Below are 20,720 nucleotides of genomic sequence, written 5' to 3' on the forward strand. Positions count from 1 at the left end.
TGCGAGACACTGGTCAGGGCAGCGGTTGCAGGCTGGTCTTGAAGGTCGTGACCACACGGTTACGGCCTTCGTGTTTGGCGTGATACAGGCGTTGATCGGCTGCCCGCAGAATGGCCTCGATGGTGTCGCCGTCGCGGCCCGATTGGGATACGCCGATGCTTACGGTGACCACGGTAGACCGCTGCAAGCCATGAAAAGAACTGTTTGCAACGCTGCTTCTCAGGCGCTCGGCGATAACATGCGCGCCTTCGAGTGACGTCTGAGGCAGCAGTATCATGAATTCTTCCCCGCCTACACGGGCGACACCGTCATACGGCCTGATCGAATCGAGGCATTTCTCCACGAAACTCTTGAGGATGTCATCGCCCACCTGATGCCCAAAGCGATCGTTGATGGACTTGAAGTTGTCCAGATCGAGTGCAAGTACGGAAAACGGCGCAATGCCGCGTTTGGTCCGGCCGATTTCGACTTCGACCCGCTCCATGAACCGACGCCGATTATCAGCGCCTGTCAGTGGATCGGTCGCCGCCAGGTGCCCGAGTTCCTGATTGGTGCGCTGCAGCTCCTGCAGGGCGCTCTCGGTATACGCCATCGCTTCGGCAAGGCGTACCATCAACTCCTCCTGGCTGTAAATCTTCGAGAACGACCGCGTGGTGAGGAACGCTTGCACCACCCCATAGCTCAACATGAAGAATCCACCGGCGAAGATCGCATGAGCGAGCCACCACATATGGTTCCACGGACGTGCAAGGATGAAGGCCAGGGATGACAGTGCGAAAGCAGAGACCGAGACGACAAAAATCATCATCAGCGGCGAACGGATACGGCGCAGCAAGAGTATTGCCACGGTCAACGCGGAAAGCACGAGGGCACCACCTTCCATCGAGAGGCGCACCAAGGGATTGCCGGCGATCGGCGAATTCGCGACGTACGCCACGGCCACGTTAACCAGCAGGAACAGTCCTATCCAGGTCAACCACGGGCGGGCCTTCGTTCGTTGCTCCTCGGTATCAGGGGGGCGGTGGTACGACAGCATTCCGACCAACAACAGAATCGACATGACCAGTCGAGAGGCCGGTCCATAAAGAAGGAAGAGCCAAATATTGGTGTGTGCTTGCCCGGTGAACGCGCCATGCAACGCGTAGATGATTACAAAACCGAGAAACCCGAGGGTCATCCAACGCAGCAGCGGATCGCCCGATGACTGATAGCAGCGCCAGGTTACGTAAGTCACGAACAAGCCTTCCAGGGTAGCTGCCGTGATCGCAATGATATGGAACAGGTGATTCTCGAATAGCAGCGTAGGGTCCTGAAACAAGTACAGGTAGGCAATCAGATAGGCCGGAACAAACGCGAATCCTGCGAGCAGCAGGTAGGCGTAAACCTTGACCACGAGGCGAACGGCTTCAGGTGACTCGTCGGTGACGATGAGATTGCTCATGGTTCCCTCCCATTTCAAATCCGTTGAGCCAACACCGGTCCGGTGTTGGCGCCGCCTGCACGCCAACGGTCCCTCGAAATCGTTACGCCAATAGGGGATGGACCGATCTATGGCATTTCAATATTAGACTCCCTGTCAATTTCTGCTGCACCAGCAGGTAAAAATGAATCGCCCGAGGTTTCCCGGGCGCCGGCGAATGACTGTATTTGGCCGAACCCTACCGATTCGAGTCAGCCGCGACTGTTTGAGTCAGGCGGTAAAGCCGAACAGGCGTTTTGGGGTTTCCCAAAGAATCTGCTGGCGGTCACTGGCATTCGGGAACATCTCGCCGAAGTTGGTCAGAACGGTGCCCAACGCCATGCTTTGACGCGCGCGCAGGAACGGCCAGTCCGTGCCCCACATGCAGTTTTCGGCCGTGAACGCCTGCAGCAGTGCCCGTTGGTAGGGCTGGGCATCGGCATAGGGGAAACTCTGCCTGGAGTATTGCGACAGCCCGGAGAGTTTGACGAAGGTGCGTCCGTTGCTCGCCAGGGACAGCAGTGCCTGGAAAGCCGGCTGTTGCAAGCCGGCACTGACATCGGGCCGGCCGGAGTGGTCGATCAGCACACGGGGACGCGTGCGCTCAAGCAAGGGCAACAACGCCAGCAGTTGATCGTCCTTCACCTGGACCTGGGCATACAGGTCCAGCTCGGCCAGGCGCCCCATCAGGGTGTCGATGTTCAGAAAACGCTCGGGGCCCAGCAGCGCAGCATTGAGCGCCACGCCGACGACACCTTGGGCCTTGTACTGCGCGAGCGTCTCGCTGGTGACGTCGTTCGGCACCACAACCACACCTTTATGCCGGCCCTTGTGGCGAGCCAGGGTGTCCAGCAGGCAACGGTTGTCATAGCCATAGGCAGAGGTCGGGTGCACGATCACTGAATGGCGAATGCCATAGGCTTGCATGACCTGTTCGTAATACGCCGCCGGGCCGATCTCAGGCCCTGCCGGTTGGTAGGTCGCGTCAGCGGGATAGGGGAATTGGGCAGGGTCGATCACGTGATGGTGGCAATCGATCTTCGGTTGCGACAGCAGATTGAGCAGTTGGGAATCCATGGCCGTGCCTGATGATTGATCGGTGCTTTCTTTATCTGCGCTCTGCTTGTTATTGCGTGAGGCGGCCTGGCTCAGGATCGGCATACCGAGCGCGGTGCCGGCTGTGAGTACCACGGAGGTTTTCTGGAGCAGCGAGCGGCGGGAAAAACCGCTGTCATCGAGACGCGTGGCCATGTTCAAACCCTTGTTTTTATCAGTCAGTGCGGCAACAGGGAGTCCATCACCGCCACCCCTTCAAGGCAGTAGCGTCGACCTTAAGGCAAGCGCTCGCCCAGCGTCGTTTGTGAAGTCTTTAAGCAGGTATCGATTTTAGTTATGGGCACCTGTCCGATAAACAAAACAGATACCCGATTAAGGATTTCCCAGAGGCGGCGCAGTCACCTGCGGCTTTAAAGTCACGCTCATCGTTCGGCTATCGGGTGGCCTCTGGGCCGTCCCCATCCCCAAGCCGTTCGGCCTCTCGACAACAATAAGAAGGTGAAAACATGAGTCACGAAACGGTCGACATCAAGGCGTGGATCGATAACCGTCCGGTTGCCAGGTATCAGTGGCTCATCATGGGCTTGTGTTTCTTCATTGTTTTATTCGATGGCCTCGATGTGGCGGTCATGGGCTTTATCGCGCCTTCGCTGATTCAGGATTGGGGCCTCTCCAAGGCCGCCTTCGGCCCGGTCATGAGCGCGGGCATGGTCGGGCTCGCCATCGGTGCCCTGACGGCCGGCCCTTACGCCGACCGTTTGGGACGCAAAAAGGTGCTGCTGTTTGCCGTGAGCGGATTCAGCGTGCTCAGCCTGGCGTGTGCGTTCGCCCGCAATCCTTATGAGCTCGCGGCCCTGCGCCTGTTGACCGGCGTGGCCCTGGGTGCGGCGATGCCGAACACCACCACGCTGCTGGCCGAATACCTGCCGGAGCGCAACCGTTCGCTGTTCATTACCCTCATGTTCACCGGTTTCAACATGGGCTCGGGGCTGGGGGGCTTGTTCGCCGCGTGGTTGATTCCTCTGCACGGCTGGCAATCGGTGTTGCTGGTCGGCGGCATCCTGCCACTGGTGTTGTTGCCTTTCCTCTGGTTGCTGCTGCCGGAATCCGCACGTTTCCTGGCGGCTTGCAATGCGCCCGCTGCGCAGATCGCCAAGGTACTGAACAAGCTCGGCGGCCAATTCCCGGCCACCACACGCTTCACCCTCGCCGAACCCCAGGCTCAGCACAAAGCGCCGGTGCGCATGCTGTTCACCGAACGCTATCGGACCGGCACGCTGGCGCTCTGGTTGACCTATTTCATGGGCCTGCTGGTGATCTACCTGACTATGGGCTGGATGCCGACCTTGCTGCGTGAGGGCGGCCTGTCCATTGAACGGGCGGCGACCATTACCGGCCTGTTCCAGATCGGCGGTACGGTCGGGGCGATCGTGGTCGGCTGGATCATGGACCGGCGTAATCCGAACGGTGTCATTGCCACCTCTTATGCATTGGGCGGCATCTCTATTCTGCTGCTGGGGGCGTTCAGTCTGGAGTCGAGCCTGCTGGCGGTCGGCGTGATGGCCGCGGGTTTCTGCATGAGCGGTGCACAGACCGGACTCAACGCGTTTGCACCCGGCTACTACCCCACGGACTTTCGCGCCACAGGCGTGAGCTGGATGCTGGGCATCGGTCGTTTCGGGGCCATCTTTGGTTCTCTCATCGGGGGTGCGGTGCTCAGTCTCGGGTTGGGCTTGCCGTTACTGTTCGCCCTGTTGAGCGTGCCGGCCTTCATCGCCGCCCTGACGATCCTGGCCAACGGTCATGCACGGCGCCGGGTCAGCCAGACCCTTGCGGCGCAATAATTTTTCTAGAACACAGGAACTCATCATGGCACGCATCATCGGTGGCCTCGCGGTATCCCACACTCCCACCATCGGCTTTGCCGTCGATCACGACAAACAGAATGAAGCGGCCTGGGCGCCGATTTTCGAAGGCTTCGAGCCGATCAAAGTCTGGCTGAAGGAGCAACAACCGGATGTGTTGTTCTACGTCTTCAACGACCACGTGACGTCGTTTTTCTTCGACCACTATGGCGCGTTCTCCCTCGGGGTCGATGAGCGTTACGAGGTGGCAGACGAGGGCGGTAACCCGCGTTTGCTGCCTGCGGTCGGCGGGCATGCGGCGCTGTCGCGGCACATTGGCCAAAGCCTGATGGCCGATGAGTTCGACATGAGCTTCTTTCGCGACAAGCCGCTGGACCACGGCTTCTTCTCGCCCATGTCGGCGCTGTTGCCTTGCGATCCAGAGTGGCCGGTGGAAATCGTGCCGCTGCAGGTTGGCGTGTTGCAGTTCCCGATCCCCAGCGCCTTGCGCTGCTACAAGCTGGGCCAGGCCTTGCGCCGGGCCATTGAAAGCTATCCAGAAGACCTCAAGGTGGCCATTGTCGCCACCGGTGGCGTGTCCCACCAGGTGCATGGCGAGCGCTGCGGTTTCAATAACCCGCAGTGGGACGAGCAGTTCATTGATCTGTTGGTCAACGACCCGGTGCGCCTGACCGAAATGACTCATGCCGAGTACGCCACCCTCGGCGGCATGGAAGGCTCGGAGGTGATCACCTGGCTGATCATGCGTGGCGCCTTGTCGGCCACGGTGAAAAACCTGCATCAGGACTACTACCTGCCGTCCATGACCGGCATCGCCACGCTGTTGCTGGAGAACCAGGATCGACCAGTGCCGGCGGATGTGAACGCGCGGCACTTGCAGCATATGCAGCACCAGTTGGCCGGCATCGAGAAACTGGAAGGGACCTATCCGTTTACCCTGGAGCGCAGTGCCAAGGGCTATCGCCTGAACAAATTCCTGCATCGCATGATCGAGCCGCAGTGGCGTCAACGTTTTCTCGATGCGCCGGAAGTACTGTTTGCGGAAGGCGGGTTGAGTGAAGAGGAGCGCGAACTGCTGCGACGTCGTGACTGGCGCGGATTGATCCAGTACGGGGCGATCTTCTTCGTACTGGAAAAACTCGCGGCGGTACTGGGGATTCCCAACTTGCAGGTCTACGCGGCGATGCGTGGGCAGAGCCTGGACGAGTTCATGAAAACCCGGAACCAGCAGGTGCTCTACTCGGTGGCGGGCAAAGTACCGCGCTGATTTACAATTGCCTTCGCGAGCAGGCTCGCTCCCACAATGGGCTGTGGCGGAACACAAATTTCATCAGCAACACAAATCCCCTGTGGGAGCGAGCCTGCTCGCGAAGAGGCCATCACATCCAATATCCATGCTGACTGACCCACCGCTTTCGCGAGCAGGCTCGCTCCCACAATGGGCTGTGGCGGAACACAAATTTCATCAGCAACGCGAATCCCCTGTGGGAGCGAGCTTGCTCGCGAAGAGGCCATCACATCCAATATCCATGCTGACTGACCCACCGCCTTCGCGAGCAGGCTCGCTCCCACAATGGGCTGTGGCGGAACACAAATTTCATCAGCAACGCGAATCCCCTGTGGGAGCGAGCCTGCTCGCGATGGCGTCGCGTCAGTCACACAGCAGCTTCTCTTGTTCGCTGATCACCCGGCGAATCACATCCATCAACGCCTGCGCCACAGGCGAGTGCAAACAGCCATTGCGATACGTCAGGCCGATGGCGCGGGTGGTTTGTTTCAGTTCCAGCGCCAGGATGCACAACTCGCCCGAAGCAATCTCCTGTTCCAGCTGGTGGGCGGACACTGCCGCGAGCATGTCCGAGCGCAGCAACAACCCCCGGATGATTGCCATGTCGCCGCTTTCCACTACCGGTCGTGGCGGCGCGATGCCGAATCGGCTGAAGCACTCATCGAGCATCCGCCGGGCTGGCGAGCCGGCGCGAGGCAGCACCCATCGGGCGGCGCCGAGTTCATCGTGCAGGGGCTTTTTCGAAGAGAGCGGATGACCACGTCGCGCCACCACCACCATGTCCTCCGTGAGCAGTGCTTCACCGGTCAGGTCACTGGCGTAAGTGTTCGAACGCAGCGCACCGAAAATGAAGTCGACATCGCCGGCCCGCAACTCGGTCGCCAACAGATCGAACGGGCTTTCATTGGTGATCACCTGGATTTGCGGGTGCTCGGCCACCAGCCGCACGATGGCTTCGGGCAGTATTTGCGAACGGCCCAGGGGCAGGGCGCCGACCTGCACCACGCCTTGCAGGGTGCCGCGGATGGCGGTGATGTCCGTTTCGATGTGGCGCAATTCATTGAGCGCCCGGCGAATCGGGAACAGGATTTCCTGGCTGACGCGCGTCGGCTGCAAACCCCGAGGGGTACGCTCGAAGAGTATGTGGCCGCAGCCGTTTTCCATGACCTTGATGGTTGAACTGATCGCCGGCTGGCTCAGGCCGAGGAGGCTGGCCACGGTCTGCATATGACGGGTTTCACAGAGTTTGACGAACACTTGCAGGCGCCGGGCCTGGAACAGATACAGCGGTTCGACCGGGCGCTTGTCCGCCGCGCTTAACAGTCGTGGCACGCTTTCCAGTTCCGCCAGCACCCGTCGCGCCCGCGGCAGTAATTGGTCACCGTAATCGGTCAGGCGCATACCGTTGGCGTGGCGTTCGAACAGCGGCACATCGAGCCGGGTTTCCAGCTCGCCAATCGACCGGGTCACTACTGATTGTGCGCGGAACAGCACCTCGGATGCCTTGGAAACGCTGCCGTGATCGGCCACCCGGACGAAGGCTCGCACTTGCATCAGGCTGGGGAGTTCACTGGATTCCATGGGCGCTCGGACTCTGCAGATCGGTGTTTGAACCGGACTATGCCGCTGCCCCGTTCGAGTGGCAATAAAAAAAACGCATGGCTCCAACACTGCAACGCATTACTCCGCCGGCGGGTCACGATGCGATGCTCTTTCGAAACGCAGGAGGAGTATCCGCAATGATCGAGTCACCGAAAAACGCGCTGGTGGTCAGCGCTCACTCTGCCGACTTCGTCTGGCGCGCGGGCGGTGCTATCGCGCTGCACGCGCAGCAGGGCTACAACGTGCACATCGTCTGCCTGTCGTTCGGCGAGCGCGGCGAGTCGGCCAAGCTGTGGCGCAAGGGCGAGATGAGCGAAGAGACAGTCAAGGTCGCCCGCCGTGAAGAGGCCCAGGCGGCTGCCGACATACTGGGCGCCAGCGTCGAGTTCTTCGACATCGGCGACTACCCGATGCGCGCCGACAAGGACACGCTGTTTCGCCTCGCGGACGTGTTTCGTCGCGTCCAGCCCGGGTTCGTCCTCAGCCACTCGCTGAACGATCCCTACAACTACGATCACCCGCTGGCCATGAACCTGACGCAAGAGGCACGCATCATCGCCCAGGCCGAAGGCTACAAGCCGGGCGAGAAAATCATCGGCGCACCACCGGTCTACAGCTTCGAACCGCATCAGCCCGAGCAATGCCAATGGCGTCCCGACGTATTGCTGGACATCACCTCGGTCTGGGACAAGAAGTACGCGGCGATCCAGTGCATGGCCGGTCAGGAACACCTCTGGGAGTATTACACCCGCGTTGCCTTGCAACGCGGCGTGCAGGCCAAGCGCAACGTCGGGATCACCTCCAGTCGTGACATCGTTTATGGCGAGGGCTACCAAAGCATCTTCCCGCGTGTGACGGAGCATCTGGCATGAGTGAGCTGATTGGAAAAACCGGCATCGTCGTACGGAACATCGCCCGGGCCGAACGGGCACTGGTCGATGAGCTGGCGCGCTACGGCGTTGCGACCATCCACGAATCGCAGGGACGAAAAGGCCTGCTGACGCCTTCGATCACACCGATCCAACGGGGCACCGCCATCAGCGGTTCAGCGGTCACGGTGCTGGTGGCCCCGGGCGATAACTGGATGTTCCATGTGGCGGTGGAGCAGTGCCGTCCCGGCGATGTTCTGGTGGTTGCCCCCAGTTCACCCTGCACCGACGGTTACTTCGGCGACCTGCTTGCCACGTCGCTCAAGGCCCGCGGTGTACGCGCGCTGGTGATCGATGCCGGCGTGCGTGACACCCATACCCTGCGGGAGATGGGCTTCCCGGTCTGGTCCCGCGCCATCAGTGCCCAAGGCACGATCAAGGAGACCCTCGGTTCGGTCAACCTGCCGCTGGTGTGCGGCGGTCAATTGGTCAACCCCGGCGACGTGGTGGTCGCCGATGACGATGGTGTGGTCATCGTACGTCGCGGTGAAGTTGCAGAGGTTGTCGAAGCCAGTCGCGCCCGTGCCGACCTGGAAGAGCAGAAGGCGTTGCGCCTGGCTGAGGGTGAACTGGGGTTGGACATCTACAACATGCGCCAACGGCTCGCGGAAAAGGGCTTGCGCTATGTCGACAGTCTCGACGAACTCGGAGACTGAGCATGGGCCAGACACGTATTCCTTGCCTGCTGATGCGTGGCGGGACGTCGAAAGGCGCTTACTTCCTGGCCCGCGACTTACCGGAAGAACCCGTGCTTCGAGACCGCGTGCTGCTGGCGGTCATGGGGTCGCCGGATGCGCGGCAAATCGATGGTCTCGGTGGCGGTGACTCGCTGACCAGCAAAGTGGCGATCATCCAGCCCTCCGCCCGCGCCGACGCCGACGTGGACTACCTGTTCGCGCAGGTGCTGGTCGATGAACCGCGTGTCGATTACGGCCAGAACTGCGGCAACATCCTCGCCGGTGTCGGGCCGTTCGCCATTGAGCGTGGACTGGTGGCCGCGACGGGTGATGTCACCCCGGTGCGCATTTTCATGGAAAACACCGGGCAGATCGCGATTGCCCACGTTCCGACACCGGACGGCACCGTCAGCTATGGCGGCCAGGCACGGATCGACGGCGTGCCCGGCTGCGGTGCGCCGTTGGTCGTTGAGTTCGAGGACATCGCGGGTTCCAGTTGTGGAGCACTACTCCCCACCGGCAACGCTGTCGACGTGTTCGATGGTGTAGAGGTCACCTGCGTCGACAACGGCATGCCGGTCGTTCTGGTCAGCGCCGAAGACCTCGGGCTCAGTGGCTATGAACCCCCTGAGCAACTGGATGCCGACGCCCCGTTGAAAGCCCGGCTTGAATCGATCCGCTTGCAGGCCGGCCCGCGCATGAACCTGGGCGATGTGAGTCAGCGCAATGTGCCCAAGATGTGCCTGATTGCGCCGGCGCAAGTCGGTGGGACACTGAGCACCCGTACCTTCATTCCGCACCGATGCCATACCAGCATCGGCGTGTTCGGGGCGGTCAGTGTGGCGGTTGCCTGTCTGATCGAGGGCAGTGTGGCGGCGGTTCTGGCGTGTGTGGTTGAGGGCGATAATAAGCAACTGTCGATCGAACACCCCACGGGAGAGTTCACCGTAGAGTTGCGTCTTGGAAACGGTCGCTTGACGAGCTGCGGCCTGCTGAGAACGGCCCGATTGTTATTGGACGGAGGCGTTTTTATTCCGCAAACGGTATGGGAAGGTAATTGGGGGGATGAACGTTTCGTGATCGTTGACTGAGGGAAAGGATCTGCCTATACAATCCGTTCTTTCAATTTTTGTTGCGGTCAGTCATGAGTGAAGAACGAGATATTCCCGAGCCCGAGCACGATCATTTGCTCGATCATGAATTCCATGATGATGAATCATGGGGTGAAGAAGACGCTCAAGCCATTTTTGACGACGAAGAGGATGACGTTGATTTTCTTGACCAGATAGATGAAGAGGAGTGAATGGGCGGAAGGAGGAATCGCCGTGATAGACGATTCCTTCTCCTGGCGTCCATGCCGATAATCAGGCTTGCGCGGCGCTCATGCCGCCAGTGGCCATGGATTTTTTGCGCACCGCTTGATAGAGCAGGCTGGACACCATGAAGCCCACAATGGCCAGCAGGCTCATCAAGGTGAAGACATAGTTGTAACCCTGCTCACCGGGGAAGTGGTCGAGGATTGCGCCATAGATGACGTAGGCAAACATGCCCGGTGCATAGCCGATCAGGCAACCGATGCCGAAGGCCGAGCCGGTGATGTGTTGGGGAATGCCGACCTCGCCCATGGGCGCCCAGAAAACGCCGCGCATGGAGAACACGATCAGGGCGAAGGACAGGGTCGCGGCCATCCCCGCATAGATGAAGCCGGGGCTTTTAGGAATCAGCATGATCACACCCATCAGTGGCAACAGCGCCAGGAATGCCCACTTCAGGTAGCGGCTGGTGCTCTTGAACTGCTTGTCGGCAATGAAACCGCCGGCAGGCCCGCCGAGGATCTTCAGGAAGTACTGGTTGATGATGCCGTAGGCGCCCACCAACGCCACGGGCAACCCGTACATTTCCTTGAGGTAGGGAATGAAATAGGTCAGGCCGCAGTAGACGATGTAGACCATGAACACGTTGAGGCTGACCAGCCAGATTCCCGGAACCTTGATCGCTTCCATCAGGTTCGCCAGGCCATTCTTCGGCTTGGCCACTGACTGCGCGTTGCCGCCCTTGAGCAGGAACCAGGTCAGGGTACCGGCCAGGATGTCGATGACCGAGTAGAACAGGATCGCCGATTTCAGGCCGGTTTCCCCCGAACCCATGGCGACGAACACGCCCAGGGCGGAAAAGGCCACCAGCGTATCCACCACGCCACGCCCGCCTTCGAGCAGGCCGAACAACCGGCCTTGCTCCTGATCGTCACCCAGATTGCGGATGGCTTTGAGCAGCGATGGCCAGAACAGGCAGTCGGCACAGACGGCCAACAGGCTGAACACGATCAGCAAACTGCTGAAGGGCGGGAAGGTCGCCAGGTACAACCCCAGGCTACCGGTCCCGATCAGGCCGAGGGGGATCAGTTTGCGCGTGTCGTAGCGATCGGCGAGCAGGCCGCCCACCACAAACAGTGCAGTCGCGATGATCGCGTTGGCACTCAGCAATACGCCGATTTCAGTGTGACTCAAGCCCATGAATTCCTGCATGGGTACATAGAAGGCGTCCTTGAGGTTCGCCAGCTTGTAGATGGTGCCGCCACCGAGGATGAGGATCAGGAATCTGAGCCATTTGGCCTTGTTTTGAGTTGTCATTATTGTTCTCCGGGCGTAATCGGGTCGTCAGGTTCAGGCGTTGGAAGGGCTGGCCAGGGTCAGTTCGGCCAAGGTGCGAAACTCGGCCAGCACGCTGCGGACATAGGTCACCTGGTTGTTCGCCCAGCGGTGTTCATCGGCCAGCATTCGTTCAAGCGAGTAGCCGTTCGGAAGCGGCGTTTCGCTCATCTCCCGGTAAGCAATGAAGGGATCGGCCGCTTCAAGGCTCTGGCGGAAGGCCGGGGCCACGTAGTGGTTTTCCTGCTCGAGAATGAACGCGATCACCTGTGGCGTTGCTTCGCCCAGCATCAACAGTTCGAACAACAGGCGGGCGCTGGGCAGATCGTCCTCGTCGCTGCCCTGCAATACGCCGTAATGGCCGAAGCCGTTGTGCTCGGGGACGATGCGCACGCCCTTGAGGTGAGTCTGGCGGATGTGCGGCGCCAGGTTGCGCAGGGCCTGCAGGGGCTGTTCGCAGGCATTGATCATGTTGCCGAAGTCGAACAGGGCATGCAGGCGAGGGTGGTCGAGCCGGCTCAGCAGTTGCGCGATTTCGCCGCTCTTGAGTTCCTCATGCTGTTCGAAGTCAAAGTACAGATCGTGCTCGTCGGCCTGTTGGGCGAGGTAGTGCAGGTCGGCCTCAATCACGTCCATGACCTGCGACAGCGTGCCCTCGTAACGGGAGTAAACACGGATGTTGCGCACCCCCAGGGCCTTGGCGATGGCGATCACCTGGTCGACATCCTTTTTCAGCGTGCTGCTGATTTCCAGGTGCACCTCCAGCCCCAGTGCTTTGGCCTTGATGGCAAACGCCTGGAGCTGCGCGGGTGACATTTGGCTCAGGCTGTTTTCTTCGCCGTCGAGCAAGTGCAGGCTCAGGCCTTGCAACTCGTGGCGATAGGCGAAGTCCAGCAGGTCGGCAGGGGTGACACGGCCGTGGGTGAGATTGGTCAGTAGCGGGTAGGCGTGGGCAAACAGGCGCATTTGCCCGAGGCGCTCAAGCAACCGCCGGGCCAGTGCCTCCGTCAGCACGGGAGCAGCACCGTGTTCGACCACCTTATGGCTCAGCAAGGCGTTGAATCGTTCCTGGATCTTATTGTTCATTAGCGTCGTTCCTGGTTCAGACACCGGGTCTACCGGCGCAGCCTTTATCGCGCCAGTCAGGAACTCTCGATAGATCCATTATCAGTTAATTGATAAGACCACTTGCCTCGCATCACGGGGGCGGCGGCAGATAACCCAATGTGCGCAAGGTCCGGGCCAGTGCTTCGACACGCTCCCGGGCCTGGCTTTCAGGCGTGCCGGCAAAGCCGATCAACAGGGCGGGCGGCAGCTCATGCTTGATGCGGTAGTCGCTCAAGGCGTAGGTGTGAATGTTGTGCCGGGCCAGTTGCCGGGCGAGGTCAGTGTCACTGAGTCCGGGGGGCAGCCAGGCGATCAGGTGCATGCCGGCATCTGTCGGAGTGATCCTGAAGAAGCTGCCAATCTGCTTTTCAAGTTGTTCGATCAATGCCTGCTGGCGCGCCTTGTACAGTGCACGCATGCGGCGGATGTGCCCCAGGAAGTGGCCTTCGCTCATGAAGTCCGCCGTTGTGGCCTGAAGCAGTGTGGGCGGGCTGCGATCCATGACCGCGCGCAAGGTGCAAAAGGGCTCGACCAGGGCTTGCGGCAGAATCACGTAACCCAGTCTCAGTGACGGAAAGAGCACTTTGCTGAACGTGCCCACGTAGATCACCCGGGCCATCTGGTCCATGGCATACAGTGCCGGGAGAAGTCGACCACTGTAGCGAAACTCACTGTCGCAATCGTCCTCGATGATCCAGCTCTGATGCTGCGCAGCCCAGTCGATGAGTGCCTGGCGCCGCGCATAACTTAAGGTGACACCCAACGGATGCTGGCGCGAAGGCGTACAAAACACCAGGCGCGCATCAGGGCACTCGGTCAGGCCTTGCTGGACATCGATCCCCTGTTCATCAATACGCAACGGAACCACCCGGGCACCCTGAGCTTGCAATGCAATGCGTGCGGCGATGTGTCCCGGGTCCTCCATCCAGACACTGTCCTGCGGATTGAGCAGCAGCATGCCCAACAGGTTGAATGCTTGCTGCGCGCCGGAAACGATCACCACTTGCCCGGCACTGCAGTCGATACCCCGCGCATCGAAAACGTATTCGGCAATCGCCGTGCGAAACGCCTGCAAGCCTTGCAGCTCGCCATACCCCAGAATCGCCTTGGTTGGCTTGAGCAAATGACGGTTCATCAAGCGCCGCCAGACCGCCTGCGGAAATTCGTCATAGGTACTGTGGCTGGGCAGGAAGGAGGTCGGCGTCGCGGGATCCCAATCGGCATAGGACACCCCGCGAAAATGATCGCTGCGCAGCGACAGCATGGACTGGCTCAGGTCGGACAGGCGCGGTGGCTGGCGCTGTTGCTCGTCCTCGACACCCCGGCTTTCCCACTCCGTGCCGACATACGTGCCTGCACCCGTGCGCGAGGCCAGGAAACCTTCGGCAATCAACTGATCGAAAGCATTGAGAATGGTGATCCGCGACAACCCCAACTCATTGCTTAGGGTCCGGGTCGAGGGCAGGCGCACGCCCCCCTGGATTCTGCCGTTGAGTATCTGTTTGCGAATCTGCAGATACAGCTGGCGGTACAGGGGGAGGGCACTGGCACGGTCCAGCTCGATAGCCGACAGCAGCAAACCTGCGGGGGATTTCATGACATGCTCGTCTGCGTGAAATGGAGTTTGACCTGGAAACCGTCAGGCGACGGGGAGGTAAGGGTAGCGAGCGATACCCGATAAGTCATCCGCCGGGCGTTGATGTCCGGCGCAGTCCGGTGGCTGGATATTCCAAAAAAGGGCGCGAACCACTGACCACTCACGGGGGGAACTGGGCTATCCAGTGCCTGGCAATCTCTTCGCGCCGGCAGATCCACACCGCGTCGTGGCCTTGCACGTAATCGAGAAAACGCGCCAGCGCCATCGCACGGCCAGGATGGCCGCTGATCCGCCCATGCAGACCGACGCTCATCATCTTCGGGTGTTGCACGCCCTCCTGCCACAGCAGGTCGAACGCATCCTTGAGCAGCTGGAAAAAGTCTTCACCGCAGGCGAAACCGTTCGGCAGCAGATAGCGGAAGTCGTTGTTGACCAGTGTGTAAGGGATCACCAGGTGGGCGGGCGAGCCTGGGAGCCAATAGGGCAGATCGTCGTTGTAGGCGTCCGAGCTGTAGAGAAACCCACCTTCCTCACGCAACAGGCGGCGGGTGTTCTGGCTGACCCTTCCTGTGTACCAACCTACGGGGCGTTTACCGCAGATCTGCTCGATCACGTCGAGGGTGAGGCGGATGTGTTGCCGCTCCTGGTCTTCAGGCATGTCGCGATAGTCCAGCCAACGGTAGCCATGCCCGGCAATCTCATGCCCGGCCGCGCAGAGCGCATGGCCAATCGCCGGGGTGAGCTCCAGTGCCCGGCCGACGGCGAAGGCGGTCAGCGGCAAGCCTCTGGCGCTGAACAGTTGCAGAATGCGCCACACCCCTGCGCGCGATCCGTATTCGTACATGCCCTCGACGCTCAAGTCCGGCTCCCCCACACGCGGGGGGCGGCCCGGCAGCTCGTGCAGCCAGGCCTCCGACCTTGCATCGCCATTGTGGATGCATGATTCCGCGCCTTCTTCGATGTTGAGTACGAACTGGATCGCGACGCGCGCCTCACCGGGCCATTGCGGGTGGGGTGGGCAGCCGCCGTATCCGATGAGGTCGCGAGTGGACATCAGCCCAGCTCGAAAGTCGTGACGCCGAACACACGTTCGTGCGCGATCGCCGGAGGAGGGCCGAGGTACATGCGTGCGCAGCCGAAGACCTCGATCATGCCCTGTTGGCGCACGAGCGCCATCGCGGCGGGGTTATTTTCCGGGGCATCGAGAAACAACGGGCCGCCCTCTGCAAATTCCGCCAGGCGCGCATAGAGGGCATTGGCTGCCAGGGCGTCATCGGCGAACAAGGGGCCGATCTTGTAGCCTTCCCGGCAGCGCCTTGCTACGCCATAGCCGCTGAGCCTGCCCTCGCGCCGGCAGCCCACGGCGAGTGCATCGGCCTGGGCTATCCACCCGCTCAGGAAGGTTTCGCGCGCGGCGGGGAAGCAGGTGCGGTCGTAATCGACAACTTGATCGAACGGGAAGGTGGCCAACGGGACGATGTCCTGGTCGTCTACCGGCGAGGTCGCCGGGCGTTCGGTGATCTCGGCACGAAAACGCAGGTTGCGATGGGAGAAGACGAAACCACCCTTGGCGTAGTAGTCCTGCATCGCGAAGACGCCGTCCATGCCGATGCTCGCACCTGGGCGCAGGCGAGCGAGGAGTCGCTCGCGGCGTGCGTGCCAGAGGGTATTGCCCAGACCTTGACCGCGAAATTCAGGCCGGACGATGAAAAACCCCATGAAACCGAATTCGCCGTTGTAGGAGGTGATGGCACCGCCGCCGATCAATTCGCCGCCCCGGGTGGCCGCGATGAAGGCGGCAGGGTCCGCAGCCCAGAACAGCTCGGCATCGTGTAAACCGGGATTCCACCCTTCACGGGCAGCCCAATCGACGAGCTCGTCCAGTTCGGGACGGGTCATGTTGCGTATGACCAGCTGATTCGACACCGCGCAGTTCTCCTCAGTCGCTGATCGAGTGTAGGGGCCATCCCCACTCTGAACCCTTTCGGTATAGCTTCAACCCGGGTATTGATCCAGGCCGTCACGTCACCTGCAGAATATGGTTGTTCGCCAGTGCTTTAGTCGTGTCGTGCTTGCCAGTCATTGGCGACCCAGTTGACGAAGGCTTCTGCGACCGGTGATGGATGCATCACCCGGGATTGGGCCAGAACCACTCGCTGAGGTGATACGTCTTCGATGACGGGGAGGCATGTCAGGGGCGTGCCGTCATAACAATGATCGCCGACAGGCCGGGTGCAAGACAGCGCCACGCCGTACCCGTGAGCCACCAGACCTCGCTGCATTTCGAAGGTCTGGGTGTACTGCTGGGTGCGCGGCCGAAGGTCATGGGCCCAGAACAGCGACAGGAAATACTCGCGAGTCTGGGCGATGTCCTCAAGAATCAGGCACTCCTGGGCAAGCTCATGGAGCGAAACGGCATCGTGCGTGGCCAATCGATGATCCTTCGATAACAACGCATAGGGTGTCAGTTCCGCCAGCACTTGCCGGGGAAGGAGAGGGTCCAGCCCCAGGTCGTATGTGAGTGCCAGCTCCGCCTTACCTGCGGTGATGCTCCTGTGAACGCCCGCCAGATCCGTTTCGAACAGCGTGACCTCAATTTCAGGATGCGCCTTTCTGAACCCTGACAGCAGACGCGGGGCATAGTACGGCCCCAAATCCTGAAAGCAGATCAGCGACAGGTTTCCGCGCAGCACTTGAGGCTGGGAATCAGCTTGAACGCTCATTTTCGCGGCCATGCTCAGGATGTCTCTCGCCTGACTGAGCAAGCGCGTGCCAGCGGGCGTCAATTCGAGTCCTCGACTGACCTGGCGCCGGAACAATCGGTCATTCACGGCACCCTCCAGTTGCGAGATGGCGATGGAAACGGATGGCTGCGAGACATGCCGCGCCCTGGCGGCCGCACTGATGCTCCCATGCTCGGCCACTGCCACGAAGTACTCGAGTTGTCTGAACGAGAAGCCTATCAATTTTTTTTATACTCCAGAATAGGATATATATTCTTTTCCTATTGAAGGCGAAAAGCAATACTGCGATCACGTTACAGCAGGGCGGTTATCGATCGGAAGGATTCAGGACTGCTTGCAAAACGGAGGCGAATTTGAAGTTGAGCCGATTTATCGAATCAACCACAAGTTTGCAGCACGGTACTTAGTTGAACTTTGTGATGTTTTAACAACGGGCATGGATGCGCTGACGGCGAAGGCACTGATGATGCGTTCGAGACAGAGCGCTCATTAGATTGACCGACAATGAAAATAATAATTACAAGAGAGGTAGACATGGCCATTTTTACCCACGTTAGTGTCGGCACTAATGATTTGAATAAAGCCCGTGACTTCTATGATGAAGTCTTGAGCAAGTTGAATCTCAAGCGCATTGCCGACCTTGATGATAACGGTTCGATCTGGGGTGAAGCTGCACCTTCCTTTTTCGTCCTCAAACCTGCCAATGGTGCGCCTGCCAGTGTAGGGAACGGTGTGACCGTGAGTTTCGAAGCTCCGAATCGCGCTTCGATCGATGCATTCCACAAGGCCGCCCTGGCCGCTGGCGGTGTCTGTGAAGGCGCGCCAGGTCCTCGCGGTTGGGCGCCACATGCCTACGCCGCATACGCTCGTGATCTGGACGGCAACAAGCTGGCCGCTTACTGCTTCAGGCCCGTCTGAGCCCTCAAAGTGCAGTAGGGTCGAGTGACCGTTCGCTCGGCCTGCATGAGTGCGATGTCGGCAGGTAACTGAGTTCTGTCGACGGTCGCGCTGTCACAAGCGCGAGAGATGACTATGGAACTTATTTCCAGCAACAAAACCTTTGGCGGCCATTTAAACAAGTACAGGCATGCGTCTAGCGTTGTGGCGTGCGAGATGACCTTTTCCGTATTTCTCCCTGCGCAGGCTGACGTTGGTGTTCGGCTCCCTGTTCTGTATTGGCTGGCAGGGCTGACGGGCAATGAAGATACCTTCGTTAAAAAAGCGGGTGCGCTTCGTGTCGCAGCGGACTTGGGCCTGATCATTGTCGCCCCTGATACCAGCCCTCGCGGCAGCGAAGTTCCTGACTCGGCTCCCGAGGAGTGGGCGTGGGGGCAAAGCGCCGGTTTCTACGTCAACGCAACCGAAAAACCCTGGTCAGATCATTACAACATGTACGACTACGTTGTGAATGAGCTTCCCGGGCTGATCGACCGCCATTTCCCGACGTCGGGTCGGTGTGGCATTTCCGGTCACTCAATGGGCGGTCACGGAGCATTGGTCTGTGCATTGAGAAACCCGCAGAAGTATCTCTCGATATCGGCGTTTGAACCGATCTGTAATCCCGCCAGGACTCCCTGGGGGATCCAGGCCTTTTCGGGCTACCTGGGTGCCGATCGACAATCCTGGCTGTCTTGGGACGCTTCTGAGTTATTAGCGAGTTGCCAGTCGAATTTATCGATCCTCGTTGAATTTGGCGGCGCCGACGAATACCTCGATGAAGAACTTAAACCCTGTACGTTACTGGGGGCGATAAGCAACAGTCGTTGCGAACTCGAGATCAGGGTGCGTCAGGGTTATGACCATAGTCATTACTTCATTGCTTCTTTTATAGAAGACCATCTTCGTTATCACTACAAGAAACTCGTGAGTTCAACACTATAAGTAGGTGAGGTTTGTTTCAACGGCCTGTCGACAGTGCGCGTTGGGCGGTGGCGTGGCGGCGAATGAACATTGAATTTCCATTTAATAAGTAACGTATTTGCTAAGAGGTGCCAGATGGAAAAAGTCTCAGCATTTAAACTTCCCGCCGGAACGGAGGAGGCGTTTCAACGTGATGGCGCAGTATGCGTTCGCCAACTGTTCTCTGCAGAAGAGGTGGCGTTGCTGGAATCAGGAATCGAGCAAAATCTCAGACATCCAAGCCCTCGCGCCAAGGTCGCCAGCCGCCCGGACGATCCCGGCTGGTTCTTCGAAGACTTCTGCAATTGGGAAGACATCGATGCCTACAAGACCTTCATCTTCGAAAGCCGGGTCGGTCATGTTGCCGCGCAACTGATGGGAAGTGACTCCGCCAGGCTTTATCACGACCACTTGCTGGTCAAGGAAGCGAACACGCGTCAACGCACCCCTTGGCATCAGGACCAGCCGTACTACAACGTCGATGGCCGTCAGAACTGCAGCATGTGGATGCCGATTGACCCGGTCGCCCGCGAGTCGACGCTGGAGTTTGTCGCCGGATCGCATCTGGGGCCCTGGCTGATGCCCCGTAGCTTCATGGACAGCCAGGCCCAATGGTTTCCCGAGGGCACCTTGAGCGACCTGCCTGACATCGAAGCGGATCGCAGTGCATGGAACATTCTGGGTTGGGAGCTCAACCCGGGCGACGTCGTGTTTTTCCACATGCTCACATTGCATGCTTCTGGTGGGGTGGGGGGCAACAGACGTCGGCGCGCGTTCTCGGTGCGTTTCCTCGGTGATGACGTTACCCATGCGCCACGGCAGTGGAAAACCTCCCCCGACTTCCCGGGGCTCGAAGCTGAACTCGCGGCCGGGGCCAGGATGGAACACGCGCGGTTCCCGTTGCTCTGGTCCAAGCCCTGATCCGAGGCGCGAGTGTGAGGATGGCCGGCTATTTGGCGGATGAGGAGGCGAATGGCAGACACCGGCTGTGTGTGATCGAAAAACGTAAATCCCATGTAAAACCATTGATTAGCTATGCAGGATAAAAATATGAAAAAGATTGTGTTAGCTACGGTATTGGCTGTCGTTTCGTCCGGTGTCATGGCCAGGGATATGACGGAAATAAAGTTCGGTGTGGACCCGACCTTCGCGCCTTTCGAGTCCAAGGCGCCAGATGGCAGCCTCGTTGGTTTTGATATTGATCTTGGCAACGCTATCTGCGCCCAGCTCAAGGCCAAATGCGTGTGGGTCGAAACGTCGTTCGACAGCATCATTCCGGCGCTGCGTGCGAAGAAGTTCGACGGGATTATGTCCGCGCTGTCGATCAACGAAAAACGTAAAGCGCAGATCGATTTTTCCGATCGCCTTTATAACTCCCCGACCAAGCTCATCGTCAAAAAGGGCAGCGACCTCGATGCGACGGTCGAGTCGCTGAAGGGCAAGCACGTGGGGGTGACGCAAGGCACCACGCAGGAGGCCTACATGAAATCGGCCTGGGCCCCGGGTGGTGTCGTCATCAAGTCCTATCAGACGCAGGACCTGGTGTATCAAGACCTGATGTCTGGTCGCCTGGATGCCACGCTGACGGACGCACCCGTGGCGGATATCGGGTTTATCCAGACGCCCAAAGGCGCGGGCTACACCTTCTCCAAGACAGAGGTGAAAGACGAAAAGATCCTGGGTGAAGGCATTGCGATCGGGCTGCGCAAGGGCGACGACGAGCTTGAGACTGCGGTCAACGGGGCACTCAAGGCGTTGCATGAAAACGGCACGTACAAACAGCTGGCCGATAAATATTTCTCGTTCGACATCTACAACTGAGTTCACGGTTTTTTTCTGAATTCAACGG

19 protein-coding genes are annotated in these 20,720 nt (G+C 59.6%); 10 read left to right on the forward strand and 9 right to left on the reverse strand.

Features of this window, described 5'->3' with window-relative positions:
* Positions 1-13 precede the first annotated feature (13 nt).
* Both BJ917_RS12065 and BJ917_RS12070 read right to left on the reverse strand, forming a co-directional pair.
* Positions 14-1,441 (reverse strand): diguanylate cyclase, encoded by a 1,428-nt coding sequence (locus tag BJ917_RS12065; RefSeq protein WP_096510375.1) that lies wholly within the window; start codon positions 1,439-1,441, stop codon positions 14-16.
* 249 nt (positions 1,442-1,690) lie between these two features.
* Positions 1,691-2,710, reverse strand: a complete 1,020-nt coding sequence (locus tag BJ917_RS12070) for an amidohydrolase (protein ID WP_177435581.1) — start codon at positions 2,708-2,710, stop codon at positions 1,691-1,693.
* Positions 2,711-3,021: 311 nt separating this feature from the next.
* Between BJ917_RS12070 and BJ917_RS12075 the strand changes: the two genes are divergently transcribed.
* Both BJ917_RS12075 and BJ917_RS12080 read left to right on the forward strand, forming a co-directional pair.
* A complete protein-coding gene (locus BJ917_RS12075) occupies positions 3,022-4,359 on the forward strand; it encodes an aromatic acid/H+ symport family MFS transporter (protein ID WP_121103451.1) in 1,338 nt (445 codons plus the stop codon).
* A gap of 25 nt (positions 4,360-4,384) precedes the next feature.
* Positions 4,385-5,647, forward strand: a complete 1,263-nt coding sequence (locus BJ917_RS12080; RefSeq protein WP_121103452.1) for a gallate dioxygenase — start codon at positions 4,385-4,387, stop codon at positions 5,645-5,647.
* Between the two features lie 384 nt (positions 5,648-6,031).
* Here the strand turns inward: BJ917_RS12080 and BJ917_RS12090 are convergent, their stop codons facing one another.
* A complete protein-coding gene (locus BJ917_RS12090; protein WP_121103453.1) occupies positions 6,032-7,249 on the reverse strand; it encodes a LysR family transcriptional regulator in 1,218 nt (405 codons plus the stop codon).
* A gap of 158 nt (positions 7,250-7,407) precedes the next feature.
* Here BJ917_RS12090 and galB point away from each other — a divergent pair, with 158 nt between their 5' ends.
* The 4 genes from galB to BJ917_RS32020 are packed head-to-tail and all read left to right on the forward strand — an operon-like array spanning position 7,408 to position 10,179.
* Positions 7,408-8,142, forward strand: coding sequence for a 4-oxalmesaconate hydratase (gene galB, locus BJ917_RS12095; protein ID WP_096510379.1), 735 nt, complete (start codon positions 7,408-7,410; stop codon positions 8,140-8,142).
* Positions 8,139-8,855: a 4-carboxy-4-hydroxy-2-oxoadipate aldolase/oxaloacetate decarboxylase gene (locus tag BJ917_RS12100; RefSeq protein ID WP_121103454.1), complete on the forward strand. Its 717-nt coding sequence runs from the start codon at positions 8,139-8,141 to the stop codon at positions 8,853-8,855. The genes galB and BJ917_RS12100 overlap by 4 nt, the downstream gene beginning before the upstream one ends.
* Before the next feature lie 2 nt (positions 8,856-8,857).
* Positions 8,858-9,967 (forward strand): 4-oxalomesaconate tautomerase, encoded by a 1,110-nt coding sequence (locus BJ917_RS12105; protein WP_121103455.1) that lies wholly within the window; start codon positions 8,858-8,860, stop codon positions 9,965-9,967.
* Positions 9,968-10,020: 53 nt separating this feature from the next.
* The gene (locus tag BJ917_RS32020; protein WP_172901588.1) at positions 10,021-10,179 is read left to right on the forward strand and encodes a hypothetical protein; all 159 of its coding nucleotides are present in this window, start codon (positions 10,021-10,023) and stop codon (positions 10,177-10,179) included.
* 61 nt (positions 10,180-10,240) lie between these two features.
* Here the strand turns inward: BJ917_RS32020 and BJ917_RS12110 are convergent, their stop codons facing one another.
* The 6 genes from BJ917_RS12110 to BJ917_RS12135 all read right to left on the reverse strand — a co-directional run bounded on the left by BJ917_RS12110 (position 10,241) and on the right by BJ917_RS12135 (position 17,194).
* Positions 10,241-11,506 carry an MFS transporter gene (locus BJ917_RS12110; protein WP_096510382.1) on the reverse strand — a complete coding sequence of 422 codons (1,266 nt, stop codon included), beginning with the start codon at positions 11,504-11,506 and terminating at the stop codon, positions 10,241-10,243.
* A 33-nt stretch (positions 11,507-11,539) separates the two neighbouring features.
* Positions 11,540-12,610, reverse strand: a complete 1,071-nt coding sequence (locus BJ917_RS12115) for a sugar phosphate isomerase/epimerase (RefSeq protein ID WP_121103456.1) — start codon at positions 12,608-12,610, stop codon at positions 11,540-11,542.
* A 112-nt stretch (positions 12,611-12,722) separates the two neighbouring features.
* Positions 12,723-14,228 (reverse strand): PLP-dependent aminotransferase family protein, encoded by a 1,506-nt coding sequence (locus BJ917_RS12120; RefSeq protein WP_121103457.1) that lies wholly within the window; start codon positions 14,226-14,228, stop codon positions 12,723-12,725.
* Between the two features lie 160 nt (positions 14,229-14,388).
* Positions 14,389-15,282: a polysaccharide deacetylase family protein gene (locus tag BJ917_RS12125; RefSeq protein ID WP_121103458.1), complete on the reverse strand. Its 894-nt coding sequence runs from the start codon at positions 15,280-15,282 to the stop codon at positions 14,389-14,391.
* Positions 15,282-16,154 carry a GNAT family N-acetyltransferase gene (locus BJ917_RS12130; protein WP_096510386.1) on the reverse strand — a complete coding sequence of 291 codons (873 nt, stop codon included), beginning with the start codon at positions 16,152-16,154 and terminating at the stop codon, positions 15,282-15,284. The genes BJ917_RS12125 and BJ917_RS12130 overlap by 1 nt, the downstream gene beginning before the upstream one ends.
* 131 nt (positions 16,155-16,285) lie before the next feature.
* Positions 16,286-17,194 carry a LysR family transcriptional regulator gene (locus BJ917_RS12135; RefSeq protein ID WP_096510387.1) on the reverse strand — a complete coding sequence of 303 codons (909 nt, stop codon included), beginning with the start codon at positions 17,192-17,194 and terminating at the stop codon, positions 16,286-16,288.
* A 312-nt stretch (positions 17,195-17,506) separates the two neighbouring features.
* Here BJ917_RS12135 and BJ917_RS12140 point away from each other — a divergent pair, with 312 nt between their 5' ends.
* The 4 genes from BJ917_RS12140 to BJ917_RS12155 all read left to right on the forward strand — a co-directional run bounded on the left by BJ917_RS12140 (position 17,507) and on the right by BJ917_RS12155 (position 20,692).
* On the forward strand, positions 17,507-17,890 hold the full coding sequence (locus BJ917_RS12140) for a VOC family protein (RefSeq protein ID WP_096510388.1): 384 nt from the start codon (positions 17,507-17,509) through the stop codon (positions 17,888-17,890).
* A gap of 108 nt (positions 17,891-17,998) precedes the next feature.
* Positions 17,999-18,853: an S-formylglutathione hydrolase gene (gene fghA, locus BJ917_RS12145; protein ID WP_121103459.1), complete on the forward strand. Its 855-nt coding sequence runs from the start codon at positions 17,999-18,001 to the stop codon at positions 18,851-18,853.
* Between the two features lie 114 nt (positions 18,854-18,967).
* Complete coding sequence (locus BJ917_RS12150; RefSeq protein WP_121103460.1) at positions 18,968-19,792, forward strand: phytanoyl-CoA dioxygenase family protein; 825 nt, start codon at positions 18,968-18,970, stop codon at positions 19,790-19,792.
* 129 nt (positions 19,793-19,921) lie between these two features.
* Positions 19,922-20,692, forward strand: coding sequence for an ABC transporter substrate-binding protein (locus tag BJ917_RS12155; protein WP_096510391.1), 771 nt, complete (start codon positions 19,922-19,924; stop codon positions 20,690-20,692).
* The last annotated feature ends 28 nt before the right edge of the window (positions 20,693-20,720 follow it).

Source organism: Pseudomonas sp. WPR_5_2 (assembly GCF_003634475.1).
Lineage (GTDB): Bacteria > Pseudomonadota > Gammaproteobacteria > Pseudomonadales > Pseudomonadaceae > Aquipseudomonas > Aquipseudomonas izuensis.